We start from the raw sequence: 20,345 nt of genomic DNA, 5'->3' as shown, positions 1-20,345 counted from the left end.
GCATGACGATCCGCATCGCCACCTGGAACGTGAACTCGGTCCGGCAGCGGATCGAGCATCTGATGACCTGGCTGAAGGAGTGCTCGCCCGACATCGTCTGCCTCCAGGAGATCAAATGCGTCGACGAGGCATTCCCGCGACTGGAGATCGAGGCGCTCGGCTACAACGTCGTCACCCACGGGCAGAAGACGTTCAACGGCGTGGCGCTGCTTTCGAAACTCAAGTTCGACGAGACCAAGTCGGGGCTTGCCGGCGACGATGAGGACGCGCACGCCCGCTTTCTCGAGGGCGTGGTAACGCTGAAGCAGGGTGTCATGCGGATCGCCTGCCTCTATCTGCCCAATGGCAATCCGGTCGGGACCGAGAAATATCCCTATAAGCTCAAGTGGATGTCGCGGCTTCTTGAGTATTCGAAGGAGCGTCTCAAGGCCGAGGAGCCATTGATCCTCGCCGGCGACTTCAACGTGATCCCCGCCGCTCGCGACGTCCACAATCCCGCGGCCTGGACCGAAGATGCCCTGTTCAAGGCCGAGACGCGCGAGAGCTTCCAGTCCCTGCTCGGCCTCGGGCTCACTGATGCGCTGCGGGCGGTGACCGACGAGCCCGGGCTGTACACCTTCTGGGACTACCAGGCCGGCGCCTGGCAGAAGAACCAGGGCTTGCGGATCGACCATCTCCTGATGTCGCCGCAGGCGAGTGACAGGCTCGCCAATGTCGGGATCGACAGTTATGTGCGCGGCTGGGAGAAGCCGTCGGACCACGTGCCGGTGTGGGCGGATCTGGATCTCGAGGCGGCGTAAGGCTGCCGATTATTCCCGGCGGCCCTGCACCCACTGCTCAAGCATTTGCAGGCACATCGCCCGGTCGTCATCGGAGGCCTTGGCGATGGCGCGGTTGTAGCTTTCCTTGATCCAGGTCTCGTCTGGACCCGCGCTGTCACGCGCCAGCGTCAGCCACATCAGGCCGCGCGCGGCCTGCCGCGGCAGGCGATCGCCGTTGAACAGCATCTGCCCGAGCAGCGCCTGTGCCTCGTGCTGGCCCTTCTGTGCGGCGAGGCCCAGCCAGCGCGCGCCTTGCGTGAAGGCATCGCGCGAGGCGTCCGGCGACTTCAGATAGAGCCGGGCGAGATCGTACTGCGCATCGGCGTTGCCGAAATAGGCTGCCGCATAGGAAAACAGCTCGCGCGCCCGCTCCGGATCCGCCTTCACCTTCGAGTTCGGGATGCCGTTGAGATAATAGCGGCCGAGCGCAACGAAGGCGTTCGCCACCATCGGCGCCTGGGGCAGCGACGGACTGTCGGTCGCATGCGCGTTCACGAGCCGGTTGAAATAGTCGAAGGCGCGCAAATCATCCTGCGCAACGCCCTCGCCATTGGCGTACATCCGCCCGAGCTTCCACTGCGCGATGGGGTGACCACCCTCGGCGGCGTATTGCAGCGCGGTAAAGGAAGCATCGGGATTGGTTGCAGCCGGCGGCAAACCCTTGCGCAGCGCTGCGGCGCTACCCGGCGCCGGCGAGACCACCGGAATGGCTGCATCCTGCGGATTGACCGGCGCACCGTCGAAGGCAAGCGCCGGCGCGGCCAGCGCGGAAGCCCCCAACACAAACGCAACTATGGTACGCCTAGATGTCCGCATAGCACTGTTTCTCGTGCGCGCCGCCCGGATGGGTCACTGCCCCACCGATCGCTGGTCCTACCTGCTGAGCATATTTCCACAGCGCACCCGACGTATGGTTAGTCGCGCGGGAACGCCATTTGGTCTTGCGTTGAGCCAGCTCATCGTCGCTCAATTTTACGTTAAGAGTGCCGGCGACTGCGTCGATCTCGATGATGTCGCCGTCCTCGAGCAGCCCGATCGGTCCGCCGATCGCCGCCTCAGGCCCGACATGGCCGATGCAGAACCCGCGGGTGGCGCCCGAGAACCGGCCGTCGGTGATGAGCGCGATCTTGCCGCCCATGCCCTGCCCGGTCAGCGCCGCCGTGGTCTGGAGCATTTCCCGCATGCCGGGGCCACCCTTCGGGCCCTCGTAGCGGATCACGATGACTTCGCCTTCTTTGTAGGTGCGCTTCTGGACCGCGTCGAAAGCGTCCTCCTCCCGGTCGAAGCAGCGCGCCGGACCGGTAAACCTGAGGTTGGACATTCCCGCGACTTTCACGATCGCACCTTCTGGCGCCAAATTGCCCTTCAGACCAACCACTCCGCCCGTGACGGTGATCGGCTTGTCCGCCGGGTGCACCACGTCCTGGTGCGGATTCCATTTCACGCTCTTGAGATTTTCGGCGATCGTCCGGCCCGTCACAGTGAGGCAATCACCGTGCAGGAAGCCGTTGTCGAGCAGCGTCTTCATCAGAAGCGGGATGCCACCAACTTCAAACATGTCTTTGGCGACATAACGGCCGCCGGGCTTCAAATCCGCGACATAAGGTGTTTTTTTGAAGATTTCGGCGACGTCGAATAAGTCAAACTTAATGCCGGCCTCGTGCGCGATCGCCGGCAGGTGCAGCGCAGCATTGGTCGAGCCGCCAGAAGCCGCGACCACAGCGGCGGCATTCTCCAGGGATTTCAGCGTGACGATGTCGCGCGGCCGGATGTTGTCAGCGATCAGGTCCATCACCTTCTCGCCCGCGGTCGTGCAGAAGGCGTCGCGGATCTCATAGGGCGCAGGAGCGCCGGCCGAGTACGGCAGCGCAAGCCCAATGGCTTCCGAGACTGTCGCCATGGTGTTGGCGGTAAACTGTGCGCCGCAGGCGCCCGCCGAGGGGCATGCCACGCGCTCGATCTCGTCGAGGTCCTCGTCCGACATGGCGCCGACCGAGTGCTTGCCGACGGCCTCGAACATGTCCTGAACGGTAACCTGCTGCCCGCGGAAGTTGCCGGGCAGGATCGAGCCGCCATAGATGAAGATCGAGGGCACGTTGAGACGGACCATCGCCATCATCATGCCCGGCAGCGATTTGTCGCAGCCGGCAAGGCCGACGAGGGCGTCATAGGCGTGGCCGCGCACTGTCAGCTCGACGGAGTCGGCGATGCATTCGCGCGACGGCAGCGAGGAGCGCATGCCGTCATGACCCATGGCGATACCGTCGGTGACGGTGATGGTGCAGAATTCACGTGGGGTGCCGCCGGCCGACGCTACGCCCTTCTTCACCGCCTGCGCCTGGCGCATCAGGGCGATGTTGCAGGGAGCGGCTTCGTTCCAGCAGGAGGCGACGCCGACGAAGGGCTGGTGGATCTGCTCGGTGGTCAGACCCATGGCGTAAAAATACGAGCGATGGGGCGCGCGTGCAGGGCCTTCCGTCACGTGACGGCTCGGCAGTCTCTGCTTGATGTTCGTCTTGGCGTCCATCGCAAACCAGTTTCCTCGGACAACCCTTGTCAGACCCGGAAAACGACACCCAAGATTTGAATGAACCCTGGGATTTTTCCTTCGCCGTCGCGAGCGCCGCAGCCCCTGAAAAACTTATGGAGATTTTATTCATGGAGGGGTGTGGCCAAAAAGCGGCGCTGATGAGAACGGGCTGCAATGATGGTTTAATCCGGAAGGAGTGTTGCGCAGACAGCACAATCGTGGCTCATGGGACACGACTGAAGCTACCCTGATACCGTCCTCGGATATCATCTCACGACCTCAGATGTTGCATGGACCTCGCATGCATCCAACCTCGCTGCGCCACCACGAATATTCCTCTGGCTGAGTCGCAACTCATGACGGATGATTAGAGCAGGACGAGCCTTCTCGTTCTCGCGGCGCGTTTCGCCATTGCCGCTGGCCTCATCAACGTCGCCGTGGAATCCGCAACCGACCTCACAATGGCGAACGCGCCGACGGATCCCTCGCATCGACTGGGCGCGATCGACGCGTTGCGCGGGCTGGCACTGTTCGGCGTGCTGGCGATCAACCTCGAGACCGAGTTTCGCGTCTCGATATTCCGGCAGCTTCTCCCCTCAAGCCCGGACCCAACGCTGAACGGCGTCATCGACGCGGCGCTCGCGCTGTTCATCGACCTGAAGGCGTTCGCACTGTTCTCGTTCTTGTTCGGCGTGGGCCTCGCCATCCAGTTCGACCGGCTCGGCACCTCTGCGCGACGGACGCGCCTCCTCGTCCGGCGGCTGCTCGCGCTGCTGCTGTTCGGCGTGATCCACCTGGTGCTGATCTGGAACGGCGACATCCTCATCGAATACGCACTGGCAGGCCTCGTCGTGCTGCCGTTCCTGTTCGCGCCGCGTTGGATGGTCGTGGTCGCGGCGGCGGTCTTCCTGATCTTCTATGTGCTGCAACCGACGCTGCCGACCCTCATCAGCTTTCCCAATCGGTACGTGCTGGTGGCGCTCGTGAACGCAGCGAACCAGACTTACGCGAACGGGAGCTTTGCGGAGGTGCTGGCGCTGCGCGTGCAGGAACTCCCGGCCTTTCTGCCGCTGCATCTTTATGTGTTTCCGCGCACGGTCGGCCTCTTCCTGACGGGCATTCTCTGTTGGCGAAGCGGGCTGTTCACTGAGGTGGCCGGACGACGCCGAAACCTGCTGGCGATCGCGGGCTTCGCGGCCGTCGCAGGCGGCCTGGTGTTGGCGCGGCACACGCACCCGTCTGCGGCTTTGGCCAGCCAGATGGTTTTGGCGTCGGGATACGCCGCCCTGGTGATCGCTGCCGAACAGACATCAACCGGCGCAAAGCTGCTCCGCTTCGCCGAGCCGGTCGGACGCATGGCCTTCACAAATTACATCGTACAGTCCGTCGTGCTCGGCCTGATCTTCTACGGCTACGGCCTCGGGTTGTTCGGCAGGCTCGGCTCGGCGGCCGGCCTGCTTCTCGTCGTGACGATCTACGCCGCACAGGTGGTGGTCAGCCGGCTCTGGCTTACGCATTTTGCCTACGGTCCGATCGAATGGCTGTGGCGAGCAATGATGTATGGCCGGGCGCCGGCGTTCGGGAAGCAAGACTTGCAGTTCACCGGATAATTTCTAGACCGTCGCGCGCATGTGCGAGGCGACGTCCGGGGTCACCCTGGGTGTCGTGACGCCCGTTATCGGGCTGCGCTTCGCGGCGTCTCCCTCGGTTCATCTGGACCACGGCGCCGAAATCGCCGAGCAAATCGCCTCCGCTCATATCCGGGCTGCGATTTTTTTGTCCCGCGTGTCGATATCTGTCTCGGCAGCACGTCTCTCTTTCAGGCGAGCCACGGGGGCTCGCTCAGTGAAGAATGGAGCGGGCCATGAGTTGCCGTCGAACCGGTAAGGCACTCATTCAGTTGCTGTATTTCGTCGCGCGGGCATGGATTGCGTTGACGACGCCATGCGTCGCTCAGAGCCAGGACGGCCTTGCGTCGGGGATCACAACGTTCGCGCGTTGCATCGATTGTGGAATCCGTGACGACGACGCACCCGCGGACGCCAACCCCACCTCCCCCGAAAAAATCTTTTGCTCGATGTCGATCCGTCTGACGGCCGGGCGTCTCCAACCCGATGTCGCGCGACGCGGCATGCCGATGTAACCTTGCGCGAGAGGAGCCAGAGATGAAGTATGCGCTGTTAATCTATGAGGACGAAGCCTTCTACGGTCCCGACAAATCCGGATCGAAGATCGAGGAGATCGTGGGCAAGCACATGGCGTTTGCCCAGGAGCTCGGCGCGAGGCGATTGGGAGGAGCTGGCCTGAAGAGCACGCCTTCGGCCACAACCATCCGCACTAGCGCAGGGAAGAAGACCGTACACGACGGACCGTTTGCAGAAGCCAGGGAGCAGCTCGGCGGCTTCTACCTGATCGAGGCGGCCGATTTGGACGAAGCGATCGCGATCGCCAAGAAGGTGCCGGTGCTCCAGGACGGCGCGATCGAAATCCGGCCGCTACTTCAGCCGTGAACGGATCAGCCATCGAACGCGTCTTTCGGGCGGCGAGCGGGCGTATCACGGCCGCGCTCGTCGCACGGTTCCGCGATCTGTCGCTGGCCGAGGACGCCTTCTCCGAAAGCTGCGTACGCGCCCTCAGCGCCTGGCAAGAAACCGGCGTGCCGGACGACCCCGCGGCGTGGCTTTATCGGGTCGCCTCGCGGGTGGCGGTGGACATGCTTCGCCGGCAACGGACGCGCCGGCAGTTCGTCCCGGATCCGCCGCCACCCGATCCGACCGCGGAGGAAGTCATGATCGACGATCGCCACGTCATCCCGGACGAGCGACTACGGCTGATCTTCATTTGCTGCCACCCTGCTGTCGCTCCGGACGCGCGAGCGGCCTTGACGCTCCGTCTCATTTGCGGGCTGACCGTGAGCGAAATTTCGCGCGCGTTCCTGATCGACGAGGCAACGCTCGCTCAACGCCTGGTGCGGGCGAAGCGCAAGATCGCCGATGCCGCCGTTCCATTCGAATTGCCGGCGCCGGAATACTGGTCCGAGCGGCTGGAAGCGATGTTGTCGACGCTCGAAGTCGCCTACTCCAAAGCCCATGAGGACGCGGCCGGACTGACGCGACACGCGGGCTTTGCGGCCGAGATGCTGCACCTGTCGACCATGCTGGTCGATCTAATGCCCGACGAAGGTGAGGCGCACGCACTGGCAGCGCTGCTCCACTATGCCGAGGCCCGTCGTCCGGCGCGGACCGATGCGCGTGGAATGATGGTCCCGCTATCCTTGCAGGACCCTGCGCTGTGGCACCGCGAATTGATCGCCGCCGCCGATGCGTTTCTGGTGCAGGCGGCTCGCCTTGCGCCTGAAAGCGCGCGCACGCTCCAGGCAAAGCTACAGGCGTGTTGGTGCACACGCGCGAACCTGTCCGAGCCGGCACCGTGGGGCTGCGTACGGGACGTCTATGATCAGCTTCTCAGGGTTCGAGATGATGCCATCGTTCGCCTGAATCGGGTCGTTGCCGTCGCCGAGCTCGATGGAGCAGATGTCGCGCTCGCAGAGCTCGACACGCTGGACGACAAGGGTCTCGCGCAATTCGGCCCTTACCACGCAGTGCGCGCCGACCTGTTGGCGCGAACTGGACGAGCAGACGAGGCCCGTGCCGAGTACCAGGTGGTCCTTGCGCTCGATCCCCCACCGGCGGAGCGGCAATGGCTCATCCAGCGATTAGGCGAGTTGTCCGCCAAGCTTCAATGATCTCGCATGCGGAGCCCGTGCTGCCCGATCGGTGAGGACGCGACGCCCCCTCAGCGCGCGCCCTTTAGGGTGCACGAGGTGGTGCAGGTCACCGTCGTGCCGTGGTCGCAGGATTTGCAGGCGGCGACACATTGATTCATGTCGCGTGCATTGTAGGAGCTGTAGTTGCGCAGCGGGCAAGCGGCGGTCGAACCGGTGATGTCCTGCTCCGGCTCGCAGGCCGCCGTCATGAGTGAAAGCAAAATGATTACAACAACCCGCATGGGATGACCTGCAAAGCGACAGTTCCTGGAGCCGCTGCACGGCAACAGCCTCCAGCATTCCCATCTGTGGGGAATCGCGGCACGCGATCTGCCCTCACATTCCAAGAGGATGCGCGCCAAGTGTTAAGAACGGCTTTCGGCCCGCGTCACGCCGCGGCTTTGGGCGCAATCGCCCGCCGCGCCTCGGCCGCCAGCTCGTAATAGTGATCCGCGAGCTTGAGATAGAATTCGCGCTTTGCGCTGTCGGTCGCCAGCTTGGCGATCAGCTCGCACTCGGCGGTGAGCGTCTCAAACCGTTCCAGCCTGTCCTGAAGTTCCGTCATCGGCGTGTCCCCGTAAAACGCCTTCGAAGAACGATCAGGGTAAGCTCGCGAAATAAGTCACCGCCAACATCGTTATCTGACCAAATCAATTTTTTACCCGGCGCGGTCTCGCCGGGGCAGCGCTTTGGGTTTTCTGCATCTTTGGGATGTTGACGCGCTGCACCGGCACGAATGGTTGCGGCCGAAGGACGTGACCTTACGCGCGGATACCCTTCATCGAGGGCTGGATCGTCAAACGGTAGGCCACGAAGGCGAGACCGTCGAACTTCTCCACGACCTCGTCGCAGGCGGGGCAGCGGTACTCCCCGGTCGTTGGCGGCTCCGTCGCGAGCTCAAGCCGCCGAAAGCCCGCTTTGCAATGCGGACAGATCACATCGCCCTTCTTCATGCATCACCCCCGTAAAATTACGGGCGCACTCATAGCACACCTTGAGGCGGAACTGGACCGGCTCAACTCATTCGAAGCAACGCGTTTGGATCATTTATGCTCCATCCGCCAGGCGCCGTCCCAATCGGCGGCGGGTGGATCGGCCTGGAGCCGGTCGACGCGGGTGAGCAGTGTGCGCGACGGACCATCGCCGGGAACGCTCTCCAGCGCCGCGTTGAAGGCGTTCCGGGCCTCGTCCCAGCGGCCAGCGCGGTATGCCGCAAGCCCTTCGGCATAGTGCGCCCGCAGGCTCATCTGCTCCCGTGGGAGCGCGCCGGCCTTGCCCATCACCTCGAACACGGGCTGCGGCAGGCTCTGGCCCACGACCGCAAGGCGGTCGATCTCGCGCAACTCGAGGCTCGCGCCGAGTGCAGCGGCCGTCGTCTGCGAAATCAGGATGCGGGTGCCATAAAATTTGTTCGCCGCCTCCAGCCGCGAGGCGAGGTTCACCGCATCGCCCATCACGGTAAAACTCATCATCAGCTCCGAGCCGATGCTGCCGGTCAGGACCTCGCCAGTGGCGATCCCGATCCTGAGGTCGCAAGGAGCGGGCATGGCGCGGATGCCGAGGAGATCGGGGAGCTGTTTCTGAAGCGCCGGCACCTGGTCGGCCATGTCGAGCGCGGCATGGCAGGCGAGCTGCGCCTGCTCGGCCTCCTCGATGAAGGGCGGGCCCCAATAGGACATGATGGCGTCGCCGATATATTTGTCGATGACCCCTCGGTTGGCCCGAATGGGTTCCGACATGACCGTGAAATAGTGATTCATGACCTTGACGAGACCGCGCGGCGTCATGCCCTCGCTCATCGAGGTGAAGCCGCTCATGTCGCAGAACATGATGGTCATCACCCGCCGCTGGCCGTCGACGGCGACCTCCGGCCGGTCGATCAGTCCCTGCACCACCTTCGGATCGATGTAGCGGCCAAAGGTCTCGCGGATGCGCTCGTTGCGGCGCAGCTGCTCGATCATGCGGTTGAAGGCGGCGGCGAGCTCGCCGATCTCGTCCTGCGTCGAGACGCTGATCGTATGATCGAAGCGGCCCGCCTCGACCTCGCGCGTGCCGGCGAGCAACAGCCGCACCGGACGCGTGATGCCGCTCGAGACCAGCAGCGCAAAGGCAAGCCCGACGATCGCCGCAAGCGCAGTCACGACGCCCGAGATCACGATCGCCTGCCGCTGGTGACGGATCACTTGCGAGGTGCTGACAAACACCTGCGCCAGCATGTCGGCGCGGATCGCATCAATCCGCTGCGTGAAGAGATCGCGCAGCGCATCGACATGGGCCATGGTATCGCGCGCCGCCGCGAAATCCTTGGCATCGAGCTGCTTCAAGAGCTTTGCGTCAGCCTCGGAAAGCTCGCGGCGTAGCTCGTTGACGGCACTCTCGATCCTGGCGTCGATGCGGCCGAGCGCCGCGTTGTCCGACGGCGTGCTCTCATCCTCGATGATCGCATTGATCAGCTTTCGCGCGGTGTCCGCCTCCTGGACGACCTGCGTGTCCGACTCCCGATACTCGCGCAAGCGGGTTGCAAACCCCTCCTCATCCGGCGGCGTCTGCATCTTGGCGATCACCATGCGCCGCAATGCCAGGGCCCGCTCCAGCGAGCGGACATTGGCGCGCGCCAGATCGCCATAGGCAGGAATGTACCGGCCCGTCAGCTCGTCGAGCAGGTGCCCGACCCGACTCGACATCACCATCGACAGGATCGAGGTGACCACCATCAGCACGATCAGCCCGAGGGCGATGCCGACGATCTTGCGCCTGATCGACTGGTTGAAAATCGGCATGGCGAGCTTGGGCACTTTGGCTTGAGGAACCTTTTGACCTCCATACACCGGAACCGTTACCTGAAACACGCGCAATCTGGCCTGAAAGACTGCTTCGCAGGTTTTTCACGACAGCTGCCGGCGCAGGGCCCGTCAAAGGTTAACGCGCATTTACGGTTTCACGGAGCGCCCGGTGTCCTACGGAGCGTGAGTTGCAAAAGCCTTCCGGTTCGATTTCGGCGGCATTTTTGCCGCAATGTTGCCTGAGCGTGACATCGATCAAACGAGGCCGTGCTATCGTTTGAGTCGCTCAAGCCCGCATCACGTCGCGGATCTTGGTTTGTACTGATGGTTTCGCAGGGGGACCATGGAATGAACCAGTGCCTACGCTCGCTTGCGTGTTTCCTCACCATGGCTGCACTCGCGCTCTTCTCGACGGAGGCGGCGGCGAAAAGCCATAACAAGCAATCCAGTCCGAAGAAGACGCATGAGGCGAAGGCCGGCAAGCAGCGCAGCGCTGCGGCCGGCAAGCATCGGCACAGCAAGCATGCCGAGGCGAAACGGAAATCGAAGACGCAGGACGAGGAACCGTCAGAGAAGCCCTCGAGGCCGCCGCTGACCGGCGACATCGCCGCGCTGAAGGACGCGATCGATCTGGCGCGCAAGGCCAAGACCGATGACGCCACCGCGGCCAGGAACCGGATCGCCGATCCCGCCGGACAAAAGCTCGCCGAGTGGTTCATCCTGCGGCACTCAGAGACGACCGCCGACTTCAACCGCTACGTCGCGTTCATTGCCGCCAATCCCAACTGGCCGAGCATCGCCTCGTTCCGCCGCCGCGCCGAGGCGCGGCTCTGGCAGGAGAAGAGCGATCCGGCCACCGTGCACAAGTTCACCGGTGACCGGCCGCAGAGCCCCAAGGGAAAGTTCGCGCTCGCGCGCGTGCTGCTGGCCGAGGGCAATCGCGACGCAGCCACAAGGCTCGTGCGTGACGCCTGGCGCGCGGAGGAACTGTCCGAGCGCACAGAGAGCGACGTCTACGAAGTCTTCGGCGAGCTTTTGACCGCGAATGATCATCGCGCCCGCATGGACAAGCGGCTCGGCGCCAGGGAATACGGCGCGGCACGGCGCGCCGCAAAGCGTCTCGGCAGCGATGAGCTTGCGATCGTGAAGGCCTGCGCCGCGGTCAGCGGCAAGGAGAACAAGGCCAAGGACTATCTGGAGGACGTGCCGGCCGATGCGCGCCGCGATCTCGGCTACACGCTGTGCCGCGCGCAATGGCTCCTCCTGAAGGACCGTATCGACGATGCGGCGCAGGTCATCCTTGCTGCCTCTCCCGACACCATGGCGCTCCAGGACACCGACGCCTGGTGGCGCGAGCGCCGGCTCTTGGCGCGCAAGCTGCTCGACCAGGGCAAGTTCAGGATGGCCTACGACGTGGTGCGCACGGCCGCCGTTCCGGCGATGGAGGTCTACCGCGTCGACTATCACTTCATGTGCGGCTGGATTGCGCTGCGCTATCTCGACGATCCCAAGATGGCGCTGATGCATTTTGCCGCGATTGACGAAGGCTCCGTCAATCCGATCGCGCTGTCGCGGGGGCACTACTGGCGCGGCCGTGCAGCGGAAGCCCTGGGAGCAGCCTCCGACGCGCTTCGGAGCTACCAGGCTGCTGCCCGCTATTCGACCGCCTATTACGGCCAGCTCGCACGCGCAAGGCTCGGTCTCGAGCGCATCGATCTGCGCGCACCCTCGCCCGTGCTCGCCTCCGACGCGGCACAGCCCTCGGATGAGCGCGAGCGTGCAGCCGACATGCTCTACGAGGTCGGCGAGCGCGACGTCGCGTTCTCCTTCGTCGCCGATTTTGCCGGAGAAAGCACCGACGTTGCCGCGCTCGAAGCGCTCGGCGAGCTCACGGGCCGGCGCAACGACGCTCACGCAATGCTGGAGATCGGCAAGCTGGCGCTCGCCCGCGGGCTCGCGCTCGACCACTACGCCTTCCCGACGATCGGCATTCCCCCGCACAAGCAGGTCGCGCCCGAGATCGAGACGAGCGTGATCTATTCGGTGGCGCGGACCGAGAGCGCCTTCGACCAGCGCGACAAGTCGGCTGCCAACGCGGTCGGGCTGATGCAGGTCACACCGGAGGCCGGGCGCGACACCGCAAAACGGTTCGGCGTCACCTACGACTGGGATCGCATGGTCTCCGATCCCGTCTACAACACCCAGATGGGTGCGGCCGAGCTCAGCGCGCTGCTGTCGGAATATCGCGGCAACCAGATCATGACCTTCGCCGGATACAATGCCGGCCGCGGCCGGGTCAGGGACTGGGTGCAGGCGCACGGCGATCCCCGCGACCCCAAGATCGATCCGGTCGACTGGGTCGAGCGAATTCCGCTGTCGGAGACGCGCAACTACGTCCAGCGTGTGATGGAGAACGTGCTGGTCTACCGCGCGCGGTTCGAGGACGCGGGCGCGGTGGCGGCGAAGTCCGACGGGCGCGTGGTGACGCAAGAGGTCCGCGCAAGGCCTGCAACGGCAACGCCTGCGAGCTTCACGGGCGCGGATTGACAGACGGATTGACTCTCGAAGTGCCCCTTGGAGCCGTGGGTGGGTTAGCGAAGCGTAGCCCACCACGATGTGGAGGGGGCGTGGTTGGTACGCCATCTGCTAACCCACCCTCGCTGGTCGACGCCTCCGGGGCTGGACGAGGCGCCTCTCAGGTCTGGTGACTGCGGCCCTACGCGGGCTCGATTGCGTGGGCTCAATCGCGCGGCTCGCTATCACCTCCTTCCGTCGCCATCAGGTCGTGAACTCCCAAAAATGCGTCGGTCAATACTCGCGAGAACGTCCACATCTGTATCGTGGAGCTCCAGCACGATACCGCACCCAAGACCGAGAGGACTTCGATGGCGCGGCTGGCGACGGTCGCGATGTTCTCGGTGGCCCGCGTCCCGGTAAGGCCGGGCATCGACCACTCCATCATCAGCGTCGCGAGCTCGTTTCGGCGGTAGCAATCATGGTCACAGTAACGGCGTTGCGTCCGCGCGTGCCGGATATAGCCGGGTTGGAGCGGCTGCGAGCAGGTGCTGCACGCAGCCTCGCGCGACGGCGGCTCGTGATTGACCACCACGAACTTCATGACGCCGCCCTCGCGCGCTCCTGCCGCTCCGCCCCGGCCTCACGGAACAGCGCGTAGCATTCATAGTCGCAATAGGGCAGACGCGTCCCGATCTCGCGCAGATAGCTTCCGCCGATGCGCTCCAGGCACTGCAAGCACCAGGTTTGCCGGAACGGAGTCCTGTCGTTCACCAAGACGAAGGCGAACCTCATGTGGCACCTCCCAATGCGAAGCAGTAGACGGTATCCAGCGGAGAAAGCGCGGGAGGCGGCGCGCAAAGATGGTTGCGGCCATCCGGGTTGTCCCTGTGCCGCTCCACCTTCTGGGCAGGGACCGGGATGTATTTGCCGTCTTCCCTGCGGCGCGCATAAAGCTTGCCGTCTTCGTACCTGATCTCGGTCGGGTAGCAGTCCGCGCTGTTGCAGCAGCTGAGCGCCGGGTTATCCGGCATGTGCCAGGTCGAATAGAACTTTTCGTGCAGAGCCTGATCCTGAGGAGGATGCTGGCGATGGGCAGCACCTTGCCCAACCTCCTGCGCCTGGACCGCCGCTGTGAGGCCAAGGAGGAGAACGCCCGATAAGAGGAGCTTGCACGACGGGTTCACACGCAGCCTCCGGGATCACAATTGCTGAACGGCCAACCTCTCCGGCTGCCTCACGCCACCCGAGCTCGAAACAGCCAGCGGCGGTCGCGTTCGCTGCGCGCACGGAAACGATCGAGACACTTCTTGGAGCAGACCGCCGTTCGCCAGGAATAGTATCGGATCAAGCCAAACTGCCTGCTGCAAACGGCACAGCTCTGGTCTGAAGGACGGCGCTCTGACTGTTCGGACTTGTCGCACATCGTTCTCTCCCTCGTTCCGTTATCCGTTCTCTTTCTTCGAATTTCACGTGCGCTCTGGATCGCGGAAATCGCCGTTTCGCCGTCGCAGCCCGCACACGGATGAAGCGCGGCGCAGGTGTCGCAATGGGTCACCAGATCCTGCGGAACGTACGGGCAACGGTCGCAGAGCTTCACTCTCATGCCGACATCCCGGGTAACGCAGCGGCTTGGTCTTTCGTCCTGCGTCTGTCGGTGAGACCGCTCGAACCGTACGCTTGAGATCCGGTTCGTTCGCGATCGCCGCCAGCAGCAGCACTATCGACCTTTCCCGATCGGTCATGAGGCTAGTCCGTCAGCCACAACGTTCTCAATTGTACGGAGGTAAATGACCGACATGACTAGGGATGGGCGAGCTATACCTAGGTTTGTCCCGTAGTCGCCCGGGGGTTTGCGCTGGCGTTCTTCGCAACGAGACGGCGCACCCTGCGCCGGCTGCACGGCCGCCGCGAGTCGCGGGTCCGCATAGCCGCGGCTAGTTCGCGAGCAGCATCGCGAGCCGCAAGTCCGAAGGCGACACGTCGTCCCGTCGCCATCGACCCGACTTTGGTCGGGGGGAATTGCCGATGTTGTTGCAACGTGGTCTACTTGCATTCACCGCAGAGATGAGCCGAGACTGTCTGCGATGAAGCCTGGCCAGACAGCACAAATCTGGAAGTCAGCTGCGCAATTCGTCTTCGGTTGCGTTGTGCTGGCGCTGGTGACCGCGGCCTGTTTCTTCCTCCAGATCGGGCTCCCCGCGACCGCGTTCTGCTATCTCGTGGTGATCCTGCTGTTCGCACTCATGGACAGCTTCCTGGCCTCCGGTCTCCTCACTCTCCTCGCCGTCGCAGCGCTCGATTTTTTCTCTGCCCCGCCCCTCTTTGATTTCCGCATCTCCGATCCGCAGGATCGCCTGGTGATCGCTCCGTTCCTGTTCGCCTGCCTGATCGGGTCGGGATTGATCCAGCAGGCCCGCAGCGAACGGCGCCCTGGCCGCCTCAAGCCGAGCCCTAAATCCAGCGATGCCGATTTGCGCGAGGCTATGAAGCAATGGCAGCAGGTCTTCGAGCACAACCCGGTCATGTATTTCATGGTCGATCCCGCCGGAACCGTGGTGAACGTGAACACGTTCGGCGCCGCGCAACTGGGCTATACGGCAGCAGAGCTGATCGGCCAATCGGTGCTGGGTGTGTTCTTCGAGGAAGACCGCGACTTCGTCCGCCGGTGCGTCGCGCTCTGCCTTGGGACCGTCGGTCAGTCACACACCTGGGAGATCCGGAAGGTGCGCAAGGACGGCTCGGTTCTGTGGGTCCGCGAGAACGCCAAGGCCATGCTTCAGAGCGATGGCAAGCAGATCGTGCTGGTCGCGTGCGAGAACATCACCGAGCGCAAGGAAGCGGAGAATGCGCTGCGACAGAGCGAGGCTTATCTCGCCCAGGCGCAGGAATTGAGCCACACCGGCAGCTTCGGCTGGAAGTCCACAACCGGCGACATCACCTGGTCGAAGGAGACGTATCGCATCTTCCAGTGCGACGAAGCCGAGAAGCCCACGATCCCATTCATGCTCGAGCGCATCCATCCGGACGACAGACTCGCGGTGCGGCGAACCACGGGACGCGCGATGCGCGAGGGGTACGACTACGATCACGAATACCGCCTCGTGATGCCCGATGGCGCCGTGAAATATGTTCGCGCGGTGGCCCGCGCCACGCGAGACGCCGGCGGCAACGTCGAGTTCGTTGGCTCGGTGAGCGACATCACCCCGGCCAAGGAGGCAGAACGGCGACTGCGCGAAAGCGAACAGCGCTTCCGCGACTACGCCGAAACTGCGTCCGACTGGTTCTGGGAGACCGGGCCCGACCATCGCGTCACCCGCGTCTCCGAACATCCTGAAACGGCCGGCATGGCTCCTTTCTGGGCGCTCGGGCTCACACGTTGGGACATTGCTCCCGATGCAGCACTCCAACCGGAGAAGTGGCAACAGCATCGGGCGGCACTTGATGCGCATGCTCCGTTTCGCGACCTTGTGTACCGGAGCAAGGACCGGAACGGACAGCCGACCTATGTTCGCACCAGCGGCAAGCCGTTCCTCGACGCCAACGGCAATTTCCTCGGCTATCGTGGCGTCTGCACCGATGTGACCGCCGCCATCCGGGCCGAACAGGCCGAACAGGCGCTGCGCAAGGCGCAGACCGAACTCGCCCATGTGACGCGCGTAACGACGCTCGGCGAGCTGACCGCCTCGATTGCTCACGAGCTCAATCAGCCCCTCGCCGCCGTGATGGCCAACGCCGACGCGTGCATCGGCTGGCTGCAGCGCAGTCCCCCGGATCTGAAAGGGGCACGTCGCTCGGTGGAGTGGATCGTCGAGGATTGCAACCGTGCCGGCGAGGTGATCCGTCACGTCCGGGCACTTGCCAAGAGAACTGACATCGAGATGGTCCCGCTCGACGTCAACGGGGTCGTTCGCGAGGCCGTCGCGCTCGTCCAGCGCGAAATGGCCACCCACGCCGTATCGGTGCGAATGGAATTGAGATCAGTGCTGCCCAATATCATCGGCGACCGAATCCAGTTACAGCAGGTGCTGATCAACCTGATCATGAATGGGATCGAAGCCATGGAAGGCGTCGTGGACCGCCCGCGTGAGCTGGTGATCTGCTCCGGTCCGGATGAAAACGGATCAGTGCTGGTGAGCGTGACGGACCGTGGGGTCGGCATTTCCGCCGATGCGATTGATCGCTTGTTCACACCGTTCTTCACCACCAAATCCGGCGGCCTGGGCATGGGACTCTCGATCTGCCGTTCCATCGTCGAGGCCCACGGCGGACGACTTTCGGCCTCGCCCAACCCGGGGTGCGGCGCGACGTTTCAGATCACCCTGCCCTTGCATCGGGAGGAAGCGCCGTCGTGACCGAGCGCCACAAGCCCTCCTTGCCGCAGACGGGCAATGACGAGCCGATCGTCCTGGTCGTCGACGATGACCCATCAGTGCGTCGGGCGCTTATCAATCTCTTTGAATCGGTCGGCCTCAGGGTTGCTGCATTCGGGTCGGCGTCTGAGATACTGCAAAGCAAGCCGCCGGAGGTCCCCAGCTGTCTGGTGCTCGACATCCGCCTTCCGGGACTGAGCGGCCTCGACCTGCAGGCCGATCTCGCCAAGGCAAACATCCACACGCCCATCATCTTCATCACCGGCCATGGCGACATTCCCATGACCGTCCGGGCCATGAAGAGTGGCGCGGTCGACTTCCTGACCAAGCCGGTGCGCGACCAGGACATGCTGGACGCGGTCCAGGCCGCGATCGAGCGCGATCGCAAGCGCCGCGAGATCGAGAAAACGGTGTCGAACGTCAGGTCCCGCTTCGAGTCGCTCACCCCGCGGGAACGGGACGTGCTGTCCCTGGTCGCGTCTGGCATGATGAACAAGCACGTGGCCGCCGAGCTGGGATTGGCCGAAATCACCGTCAAGATCTATCGTGGCCAGATCATGCGGAAGATGGGTGCCAAGTCGCTGGCCGAGCTGGTGAAAATGAACGAGGCCCTCGGAACACAGCACGCCAAGCGGGACGAACAAACCTAAGTATGAGTTCCAAATCTCGCTTGATGGGCCCACCCTTGCTTCCGGCCGGCGTGCGGCGGCAAGCAGCTTGGGAGCGGACGTTTTGTCAGCGCCTTCAGTGATTTCGGTGCTCGACGATGATCCCTATGTGCGGGCCGCGATCGACAATCTTCTGGCGTCGCGCGGATACGTCGTCCACACCTTCGCCTCGGCCGAAGAGTTCCTGGGCTCGACCGATCTGAACGGCGCCAGTTGCGTGATCGCGGACGTGCAGATGCCGGTCATGTCCGGGATCGATCTGTTGACGCGGATGCGTACCCAGGGCTCGGCCACGCCGTTCATATTCATTACGGCCTTTCCGGATGAGAGCGTGCGTGCACGCGCGTTGAGGGCCGGTGCACTCTGCTTCCTTGGCAAGCCGTTCGTCGCCTCGGAGTTGATGCAATGCCTGGAGATGGCGCTGGGAGGACGGGCGGACGCCACGGCGTGATGCCCTGCGCGTGAGCCCCGCTTCAATCCACCTTGATGTCGGCCGCCTTGATGATCGGCCACCACTTGGCGATCTCGGCCTTCTGCCGCGCGCCGAGCGCTTCGGGGGTGAGCAGGTCCTTCGGCGGCATTTCGAGGCCGAGATTTTCCATCTGCTTCTTCACGGCGGCATCGCCGAGCGCTTCCACCACCGCGACGTTGAGCCTCAATACGATCTCCCGCGGCGTGCCCTTGGGCACCCATAAGCCCGACCACAGCGTCATCTGAAAGCCCTTCAGTCCGGCCTCATCGGCGGTCGGGATTTCGGGCGCGGACGCCAGGCGCTTGTCGTCGCTGATCGCGTAGGCACGGATGGTGCCGGCGCGGACCTGGTTGATGGAGTTCGAGGTCTGGTCGACGATGATGTCGATCTGGCCGGCAATGAGGTCGTTCAGCGCCGGCCCCGTGCCGCGATAGGGTACATATTGCAGCTTGATGCCGGAAACACTCTCGAAATAGACGCCGGCGATGTGGCTGCCGGAGCCCGCACCGGCCGTGCCCGCGGTCGCCGGCGCCGGACGCGACTTCAGCCAGGCGAGCAGCTCCTTCAGCGATGTCGCCGGCACGGCGTTCTTGCTGACGACGATCATGGGGTTGCTCGGAAGCAGCACCACCGGCTCGAGATCGGCGACGAGATCGTAAGGGAGCCTGTAGACCGCACCGTTGGCCACGTGCGTGCCAAGATGGCCGAAGGAGATGGTGTAGCCGTCGGGAGCCGAATGCACGGCGCGCCCCACCCCGATCGAACCGCCGGCACCGGTGACGTTCTCGACCACCACTGCCTGGCCGAGGCTCGCCCGCATGCGCTCGGCGAGCACGCGCGCCATCGCGTCCGAAGGTCCGCCGGCCGCGAACGGCACGATGATGGTGATGGGACGCGAGGGGTAGGTGTCGGCGCGCGCGGCGCCGGCAAGAGCGAGGATGGTGATCAGCGCGGCCCAGATCGTCTTTCGCATCTGCGTCTCCCCCGGCGACATTCCTGATCACCTCCCCCCGTTGCGGGAGAGGGAGAACTACGAGCTCGCGAGCGGCCTTCTCGCCCGGGCTAGAACTGCGAGAAGTCGATCGGCTTGTGGCGGTCGAGCGTGCGGGTGACCGGCGGCAGCGGATACTTCAGGCCGGTCGCGCAGTTGAACAGCATCACGCGATCATTCTTGGTGACGCGGCCGTCGGCGAGGCTCTGTTTGTAGGCGGCGTAAGTCGCGGCGCCCTCGGGACACAAGAGCAGCCCCTCCTCGCGCGCGACCTCGCTCAGCGCCGATGAGATCTTGTCGTCGTCGACCGCGATGGCAAAGCCCTTGCTCTCGCGCACGGCGCGCAGGATCAGGAAGTCGCCGATCGCCTGCGGCACGCGAATTCCTGAAGCGATGGTGTGGGCGTCCTCCCAGCGCGCCGCATGGTCGGTGCCCTCCTTATAGGCGCGCACCATCGGCGCACAGCCGGACGCCTGCACCGCAACCATGCGCGGGCGCTTCGATCCGATGAAGCCGATCTTCTCGAGCTCGTCGAAGGCCTTCCACATGCCGATCAGGCCGGTGCCGCCGCCGGTCGGATAGAAGATCACGTCGGGCACATCCCAGCCGAGCTGCTCGGCAAGCTCCAGCCCCATCGTCTTCTTGCCCTCGATCCGGTACGGCTCCTTCAGCGTCGAGGTGTCGAACCAGCCGACCTTCGCCTTGCCCTCGCCGACGATCTTGCCGCAATCGTCGATATAGCCGTTGACGCGGTAGACGGTCGCGCCCTGCAATTCGATTTCGCTGACGTTCACCTCCGGCGTATCGGCCGGGCAGAAGATCGTGGTCCTGATGCCGCAGGAGGTCGCATAGGCCGCGAGCGCTGCGCCGGCGTTGCCGTTGGTCGGCATCGCCATGTGCTTGATGCCAAGCGCCTTGCCCATCGACACCGCCATGACGAGGCCCCGCGCCTTGAACGAGCCAGTCGGCAGGCGGCCTTCATCTTTCACGATGATCTCGCCGCCGCCCAGCTTTTGCGACAGCTTCGGCAGCCGGATCAGCGGCGTCGTGATCTCCCCGAGCGAGACGATGTCCTTGCACTTGCGCACCGGCAACAGCTCGCGGTAGCGCCACATGTCGGCGGGGCGCTGGCTCAGTGCATCCTTGGTCAGCGCCTCCTTCACCCCAGTGAGGTCGTAGCGCACCAGCAGCGGCTTGCCGGCCTTCGAGAGGTTGTGAACCTGGTCGGCCGGATAGTGATCTCCCTCCATCGCGCATTCCAGATGCGTGACGAAGGTCGGGCGCTCGATGGTGAGGTTGTCGTTATCGTGCACGGGTTTGGCCCTCTTGTTGTTTTGGTCTCTTCGATATCAGACCCGTCACCCTGAGGTGCGAGCCATGCGGTGCAATGCGCCGCATGGAGAGCCTCGAAGGGCGACGGCCCAACT

General features: G+C 64.1%; 20 protein-coding genes. 8 read left to right on the top strand and 12 right to left on the bottom strand.

Going from position 1 to position 20,345, the window contains the following annotated elements; translation table 11 throughout:
• Nucleotides 1-2 precede the first annotated feature (2 nt).
• The gene (gene xth, locus YUU_RS0112530) at nt 3-800 is read left to right on the top strand and encodes an exodeoxyribonuclease III (protein WP_035662109.1); all 798 of its coding nucleotides are present in this window, start codon (nt 3-5) and stop codon (nt 798-800) included.
• Between the two features lie 9 nt (nt 801-809).
• Here the strand turns inward: xth and YUU_RS0112525 are convergent, their stop codons facing one another.
• Together YUU_RS0112525 and ilvD are read right to left on the bottom strand one after the other, a co-directional pair.
• A complete protein-coding gene (locus YUU_RS0112525) occupies nt 810-1,637 on the bottom strand; it encodes a tetratricopeptide repeat protein (RefSeq protein ID WP_027522676.1) in 828 nt (275 codons plus the stop codon).
• Nucleotides 1,624-3,348: a dihydroxy-acid dehydratase gene (gene ilvD / locus YUU_RS0112520; protein WP_027522675.1), complete on the bottom strand. Its 1,725-nt coding sequence runs from the start codon at nt 3,346-3,348 to the stop codon at nt 1,624-1,626. The genes YUU_RS0112525 and ilvD overlap by 14 nt, the downstream gene beginning before the upstream one ends.
• A gap of 464 nt (nt 3,349-3,812) precedes the next feature.
• Here ilvD and YUU_RS0112515 point away from each other — a divergent pair, with 464 nt between their 5' ends.
• The 3 genes from YUU_RS0112515 to YUU_RS0112500 all read left to right on the top strand — a co-directional run bounded on the left by YUU_RS0112515 (nt 3,813) and on the right by YUU_RS0112500 (nt 7,096).
• Nucleotides 3,813-4,961, top strand: a complete 1,149-nt coding sequence (locus tag YUU_RS0112515; protein WP_027522674.1) for a DUF418 domain-containing protein — start codon at nt 3,813-3,815, stop codon at nt 4,959-4,961.
• A gap of 555 nt (nt 4,962-5,516) precedes the next feature.
• The gene (locus YUU_RS0112505) at nt 5,517-5,861 is read left to right on the top strand and encodes a YciI family protein (protein ID WP_027522672.1); all 345 of its coding nucleotides are present in this window, start codon (nt 5,517-5,519) and stop codon (nt 5,859-5,861) included.
• Nucleotides 5,858-7,096, top strand: coding sequence for an RNA polymerase sigma factor (locus tag YUU_RS0112500; RefSeq protein WP_027522671.1), 1,239 nt, complete (start codon nt 5,858-5,860; stop codon nt 7,094-7,096). Before YUU_RS0112505 ends, YUU_RS0112500 begins: the two co-directional genes overlap by 4 nt.
• Before the next feature lie 50 nt (nt 7,097-7,146).
• On the opposite strand, the gene YUU_RS0112495 is transcribed toward YUU_RS0112500, so the two are convergent.
• The 4 genes from YUU_RS0112495 to YUU_RS0112480 form a co-directional block, all read right to left on the bottom strand.
• The gene (locus YUU_RS0112495) at nt 7,147-7,359 is read right to left on the bottom strand and encodes a hypothetical protein (protein ID WP_027522670.1); all 213 of its coding nucleotides are present in this window, start codon (nt 7,357-7,359) and stop codon (nt 7,147-7,149) included.
• 146 nt (nt 7,360-7,505) lie between these two features.
• Nucleotides 7,506-7,682 carry a hypothetical protein gene (locus tag YUU_RS60185; RefSeq protein ID WP_198031739.1) on the bottom strand — a complete coding sequence of 59 codons (177 nt, stop codon included), beginning with the start codon at nt 7,680-7,682 and terminating at the stop codon, nt 7,506-7,508.
• Nucleotides 7,683-7,878: 196 nt separating this feature from the next.
• A complete protein-coding gene (locus YUU_RS0112485; RefSeq protein WP_027522669.1) occupies nt 7,879-8,070 on the bottom strand; it encodes a hypothetical protein in 192 nt (63 codons plus the stop codon).
• A gap of 90 nt (nt 8,071-8,160) precedes the next feature.
• On the bottom strand, nt 8,161-9,897 hold the full coding sequence (locus YUU_RS0112480; RefSeq protein WP_027522668.1) for an adenylate/guanylate cyclase domain-containing protein: 1,737 nt from the start codon (nt 9,895-9,897) through the stop codon (nt 8,161-8,163).
• 351 nt (nt 9,898-10,248) lie between these two features.
• Here YUU_RS0112480 and YUU_RS0112475 point away from each other — a divergent pair, with 351 nt between their 5' ends.
• A complete protein-coding gene (locus YUU_RS0112475) occupies nt 10,249-12,447 on the top strand; it encodes a lytic transglycosylase domain-containing protein (protein ID WP_027522667.1) in 2,199 nt (732 codons plus the stop codon).
• 193 nt (nt 12,448-12,640) lie between these two features.
• Here the strand turns inward: YUU_RS0112475 and YUU_RS58595 are convergent, their stop codons facing one another.
• From YUU_RS58595 to YUU_RS61145, 4 genes are read right to left on the bottom strand one after another with little or no spacing between them, the layout of a single operon-like run.
• Entirely contained in the window at nt 12,641-13,018 is a 378-nt protein-coding gene (locus tag YUU_RS58595) for a hypothetical protein (RefSeq protein WP_156944249.1), read from the bottom strand.
• The gene (locus YUU_RS50745; protein WP_035662105.1) at nt 13,015-13,209 is read right to left on the bottom strand and encodes a hypothetical protein; all 195 of its coding nucleotides are present in this window, start codon (nt 13,207-13,209) and stop codon (nt 13,015-13,017) included. Before YUU_RS50745 ends, YUU_RS58595 begins: the two co-directional genes overlap by 4 nt.
• The gene (locus tag YUU_RS0112460; protein WP_027522665.1) at nt 13,206-13,601 is read right to left on the bottom strand and encodes a hypothetical protein; all 396 of its coding nucleotides are present in this window, start codon (nt 13,599-13,601) and stop codon (nt 13,206-13,208) included. The genes YUU_RS50745 and YUU_RS0112460 overlap by 4 nt, the downstream gene beginning before the upstream one ends.
• A gap of 50 nt (nt 13,602-13,651) precedes the next feature.
• Nucleotides 13,652-14,020 carry a hypothetical protein gene (locus YUU_RS61145; protein WP_245288000.1) on the bottom strand — a complete coding sequence of 123 codons (369 nt, stop codon included), beginning with the start codon at nt 14,018-14,020 and terminating at the stop codon, nt 13,652-13,654.
• Between the two features lie 481 nt (nt 14,021-14,501).
• On the opposite strand from YUU_RS61145, the gene YUU_RS0112455 reads away from it, so the two are divergent.
• From YUU_RS0112455 to YUU_RS0112445, 3 genes are all read left to right on the top strand, one after another.
• On the top strand, nt 14,502-16,769 hold the full coding sequence (locus YUU_RS0112455) for a PAS domain S-box protein (RefSeq protein WP_027522664.1): 2,268 nt from the start codon (nt 14,502-14,504) through the stop codon (nt 16,767-16,769).
• Complete coding sequence (locus tag YUU_RS0112450) at nt 16,766-17,437, top strand: response regulator transcription factor (protein WP_027522663.1); 672 nt, start codon at nt 16,766-16,768, stop codon at nt 17,435-17,437. The genes YUU_RS0112455 and YUU_RS0112450 overlap by 4 nt, the downstream gene beginning before the upstream one ends.
• An 82-nt stretch (nt 17,438-17,519) precedes the next feature.
• The gene (locus YUU_RS0112445; RefSeq protein WP_027522662.1) at nt 17,520-17,906 is read left to right on the top strand and encodes a response regulator transcription factor; all 387 of its coding nucleotides are present in this window, start codon (nt 17,520-17,522) and stop codon (nt 17,904-17,906) included.
• Between the two features lie 22 nt (nt 17,907-17,928).
• Here the strand turns inward: YUU_RS0112445 and YUU_RS0112440 are convergent, their stop codons facing one another.
• Together YUU_RS0112440 and YUU_RS0112435 are read right to left on the bottom strand one after the other, a co-directional pair.
• The gene (locus YUU_RS0112440) at nt 17,929-18,900 is read right to left on the bottom strand and encodes a tripartite tricarboxylate transporter substrate binding protein BugD (protein ID WP_027522661.1); all 972 of its coding nucleotides are present in this window, start codon (nt 18,898-18,900) and stop codon (nt 17,929-17,931) included.
• 89 nt (nt 18,901-18,989) lie between these two features.
• Nucleotides 18,990-20,231 carry a threonine synthase gene (locus YUU_RS0112435; protein WP_027522660.1) on the bottom strand — a complete coding sequence of 414 codons (1,242 nt, stop codon included), beginning with the start codon at nt 20,229-20,231 and terminating at the stop codon, nt 18,990-18,992.
• Nucleotides 20,232-20,345 lie beyond the last annotated feature (114 nt).

This window comes from Bradyrhizobium sp. Ec3.3 (assembly GCF_000472925.1).
Taxonomy (GTDB): domain Bacteria; phylum Pseudomonadota; class Alphaproteobacteria; order Rhizobiales; family Xanthobacteraceae; genus Bradyrhizobium.
Note: the sequence above shows the minus strand (reverse complement) of the source record. Positions and strands in the feature narration are given on the sequence as shown.

What these genes read in the sequence shown, in the direction of transcription:
- YUU_RS0112440 (WP_027522661.1), bottom strand. Translation starts at nt 18,900, where the DNA reads ATGCGAAAGACGATCTGGGCCGCGCTGATCACCATCCTCGCTCTTGCC.
- YUU_RS0112480 (WP_027522668.1), bottom strand. Translation starts at nt 9,897, where the DNA reads ATGCCGATTTTCAACCAGTCGATCAGGCGCAAGATCGTCGGCATCGCC.
- YUU_RS0112475 (WP_027522667.1), top strand. Translation starts at nt 10,249, where the DNA reads ATGAACCAGTGCCTACGCTCGCTTGCGTGTTTCCTCACCATGGCTGCA.
- YUU_RS61145 (WP_245288000.1), bottom strand. Translation starts at nt 14,020, where the DNA reads ATGAGAGTGAAGCTCTGCGACCGTTGCCCGTACGTTCCGCAGGATCTG.
- YUU_RS50745 (WP_035662105.1), bottom strand. Translation starts at nt 13,209, where the DNA reads ATGAGGTTCGCCTTCGTCTTGGTGAACGACAGGACTCCGTTCCGGCAA.
- YUU_RS58595 (WP_156944249.1), bottom strand. Translation starts at nt 13,018, where the DNA reads ATGAAGTTCGTGGTGGTCAATCACGAGCCGCCGTCGCGCGAGGCTGCG.
- YUU_RS0112455 (WP_027522664.1), top strand. Translation starts at nt 14,502, where the DNA reads ATGAAGCCTGGCCAGACAGCACAAATCTGGAAGTCAGCTGCGCAATTC.
- YUU_RS0112515 (WP_027522674.1), top strand. Translation starts at nt 3,813, where the DNA reads ATGGCGAACGCGCCGACGGATCCCTCGCATCGACTGGGCGCGATCGAC.
- xth (WP_035662109.1), top strand. Translation starts at nt 3, where the DNA reads ATGACGATCCGCATCGCCACCTGGAACGTGAACTCGGTCCGGCAGCGG.
- YUU_RS0112495 (WP_027522670.1), bottom strand. Translation starts at nt 7,359, where the DNA reads ATGCGGGTTGTTGTAATCATTTTGCTTTCACTCATGACGGCGGCCTGC.
- YUU_RS0112505 (WP_027522672.1), top strand. Translation starts at nt 5,517, where the DNA reads ATGAAGTATGCGCTGTTAATCTATGAGGACGAAGCCTTCTACGGTCCC.
- YUU_RS60185 (WP_198031739.1), bottom strand. Translation starts at nt 7,682, where the DNA reads ATGACGGAACTTCAGGACAGGCTGGAACGGTTTGAGACGCTCACCGCC.
- ilvD (WP_027522675.1), bottom strand. Translation starts at nt 3,348, where the DNA reads ATGGACGCCAAGACGAACATCAAGCAGAGACTGCCGAGCCGTCACGTG.
- YUU_RS0112485 (WP_027522669.1), bottom strand. Translation starts at nt 8,070, where the DNA reads ATGAAGAAGGGCGATGTGATCTGTCCGCATTGCAAAGCGGGCTTTCGG.
- YUU_RS0112525 (WP_027522676.1), bottom strand. Translation starts at nt 1,637, where the DNA reads ATGCGGACATCTAGGCGTACCATAGTTGCGTTTGTGTTGGGGGCTTCC.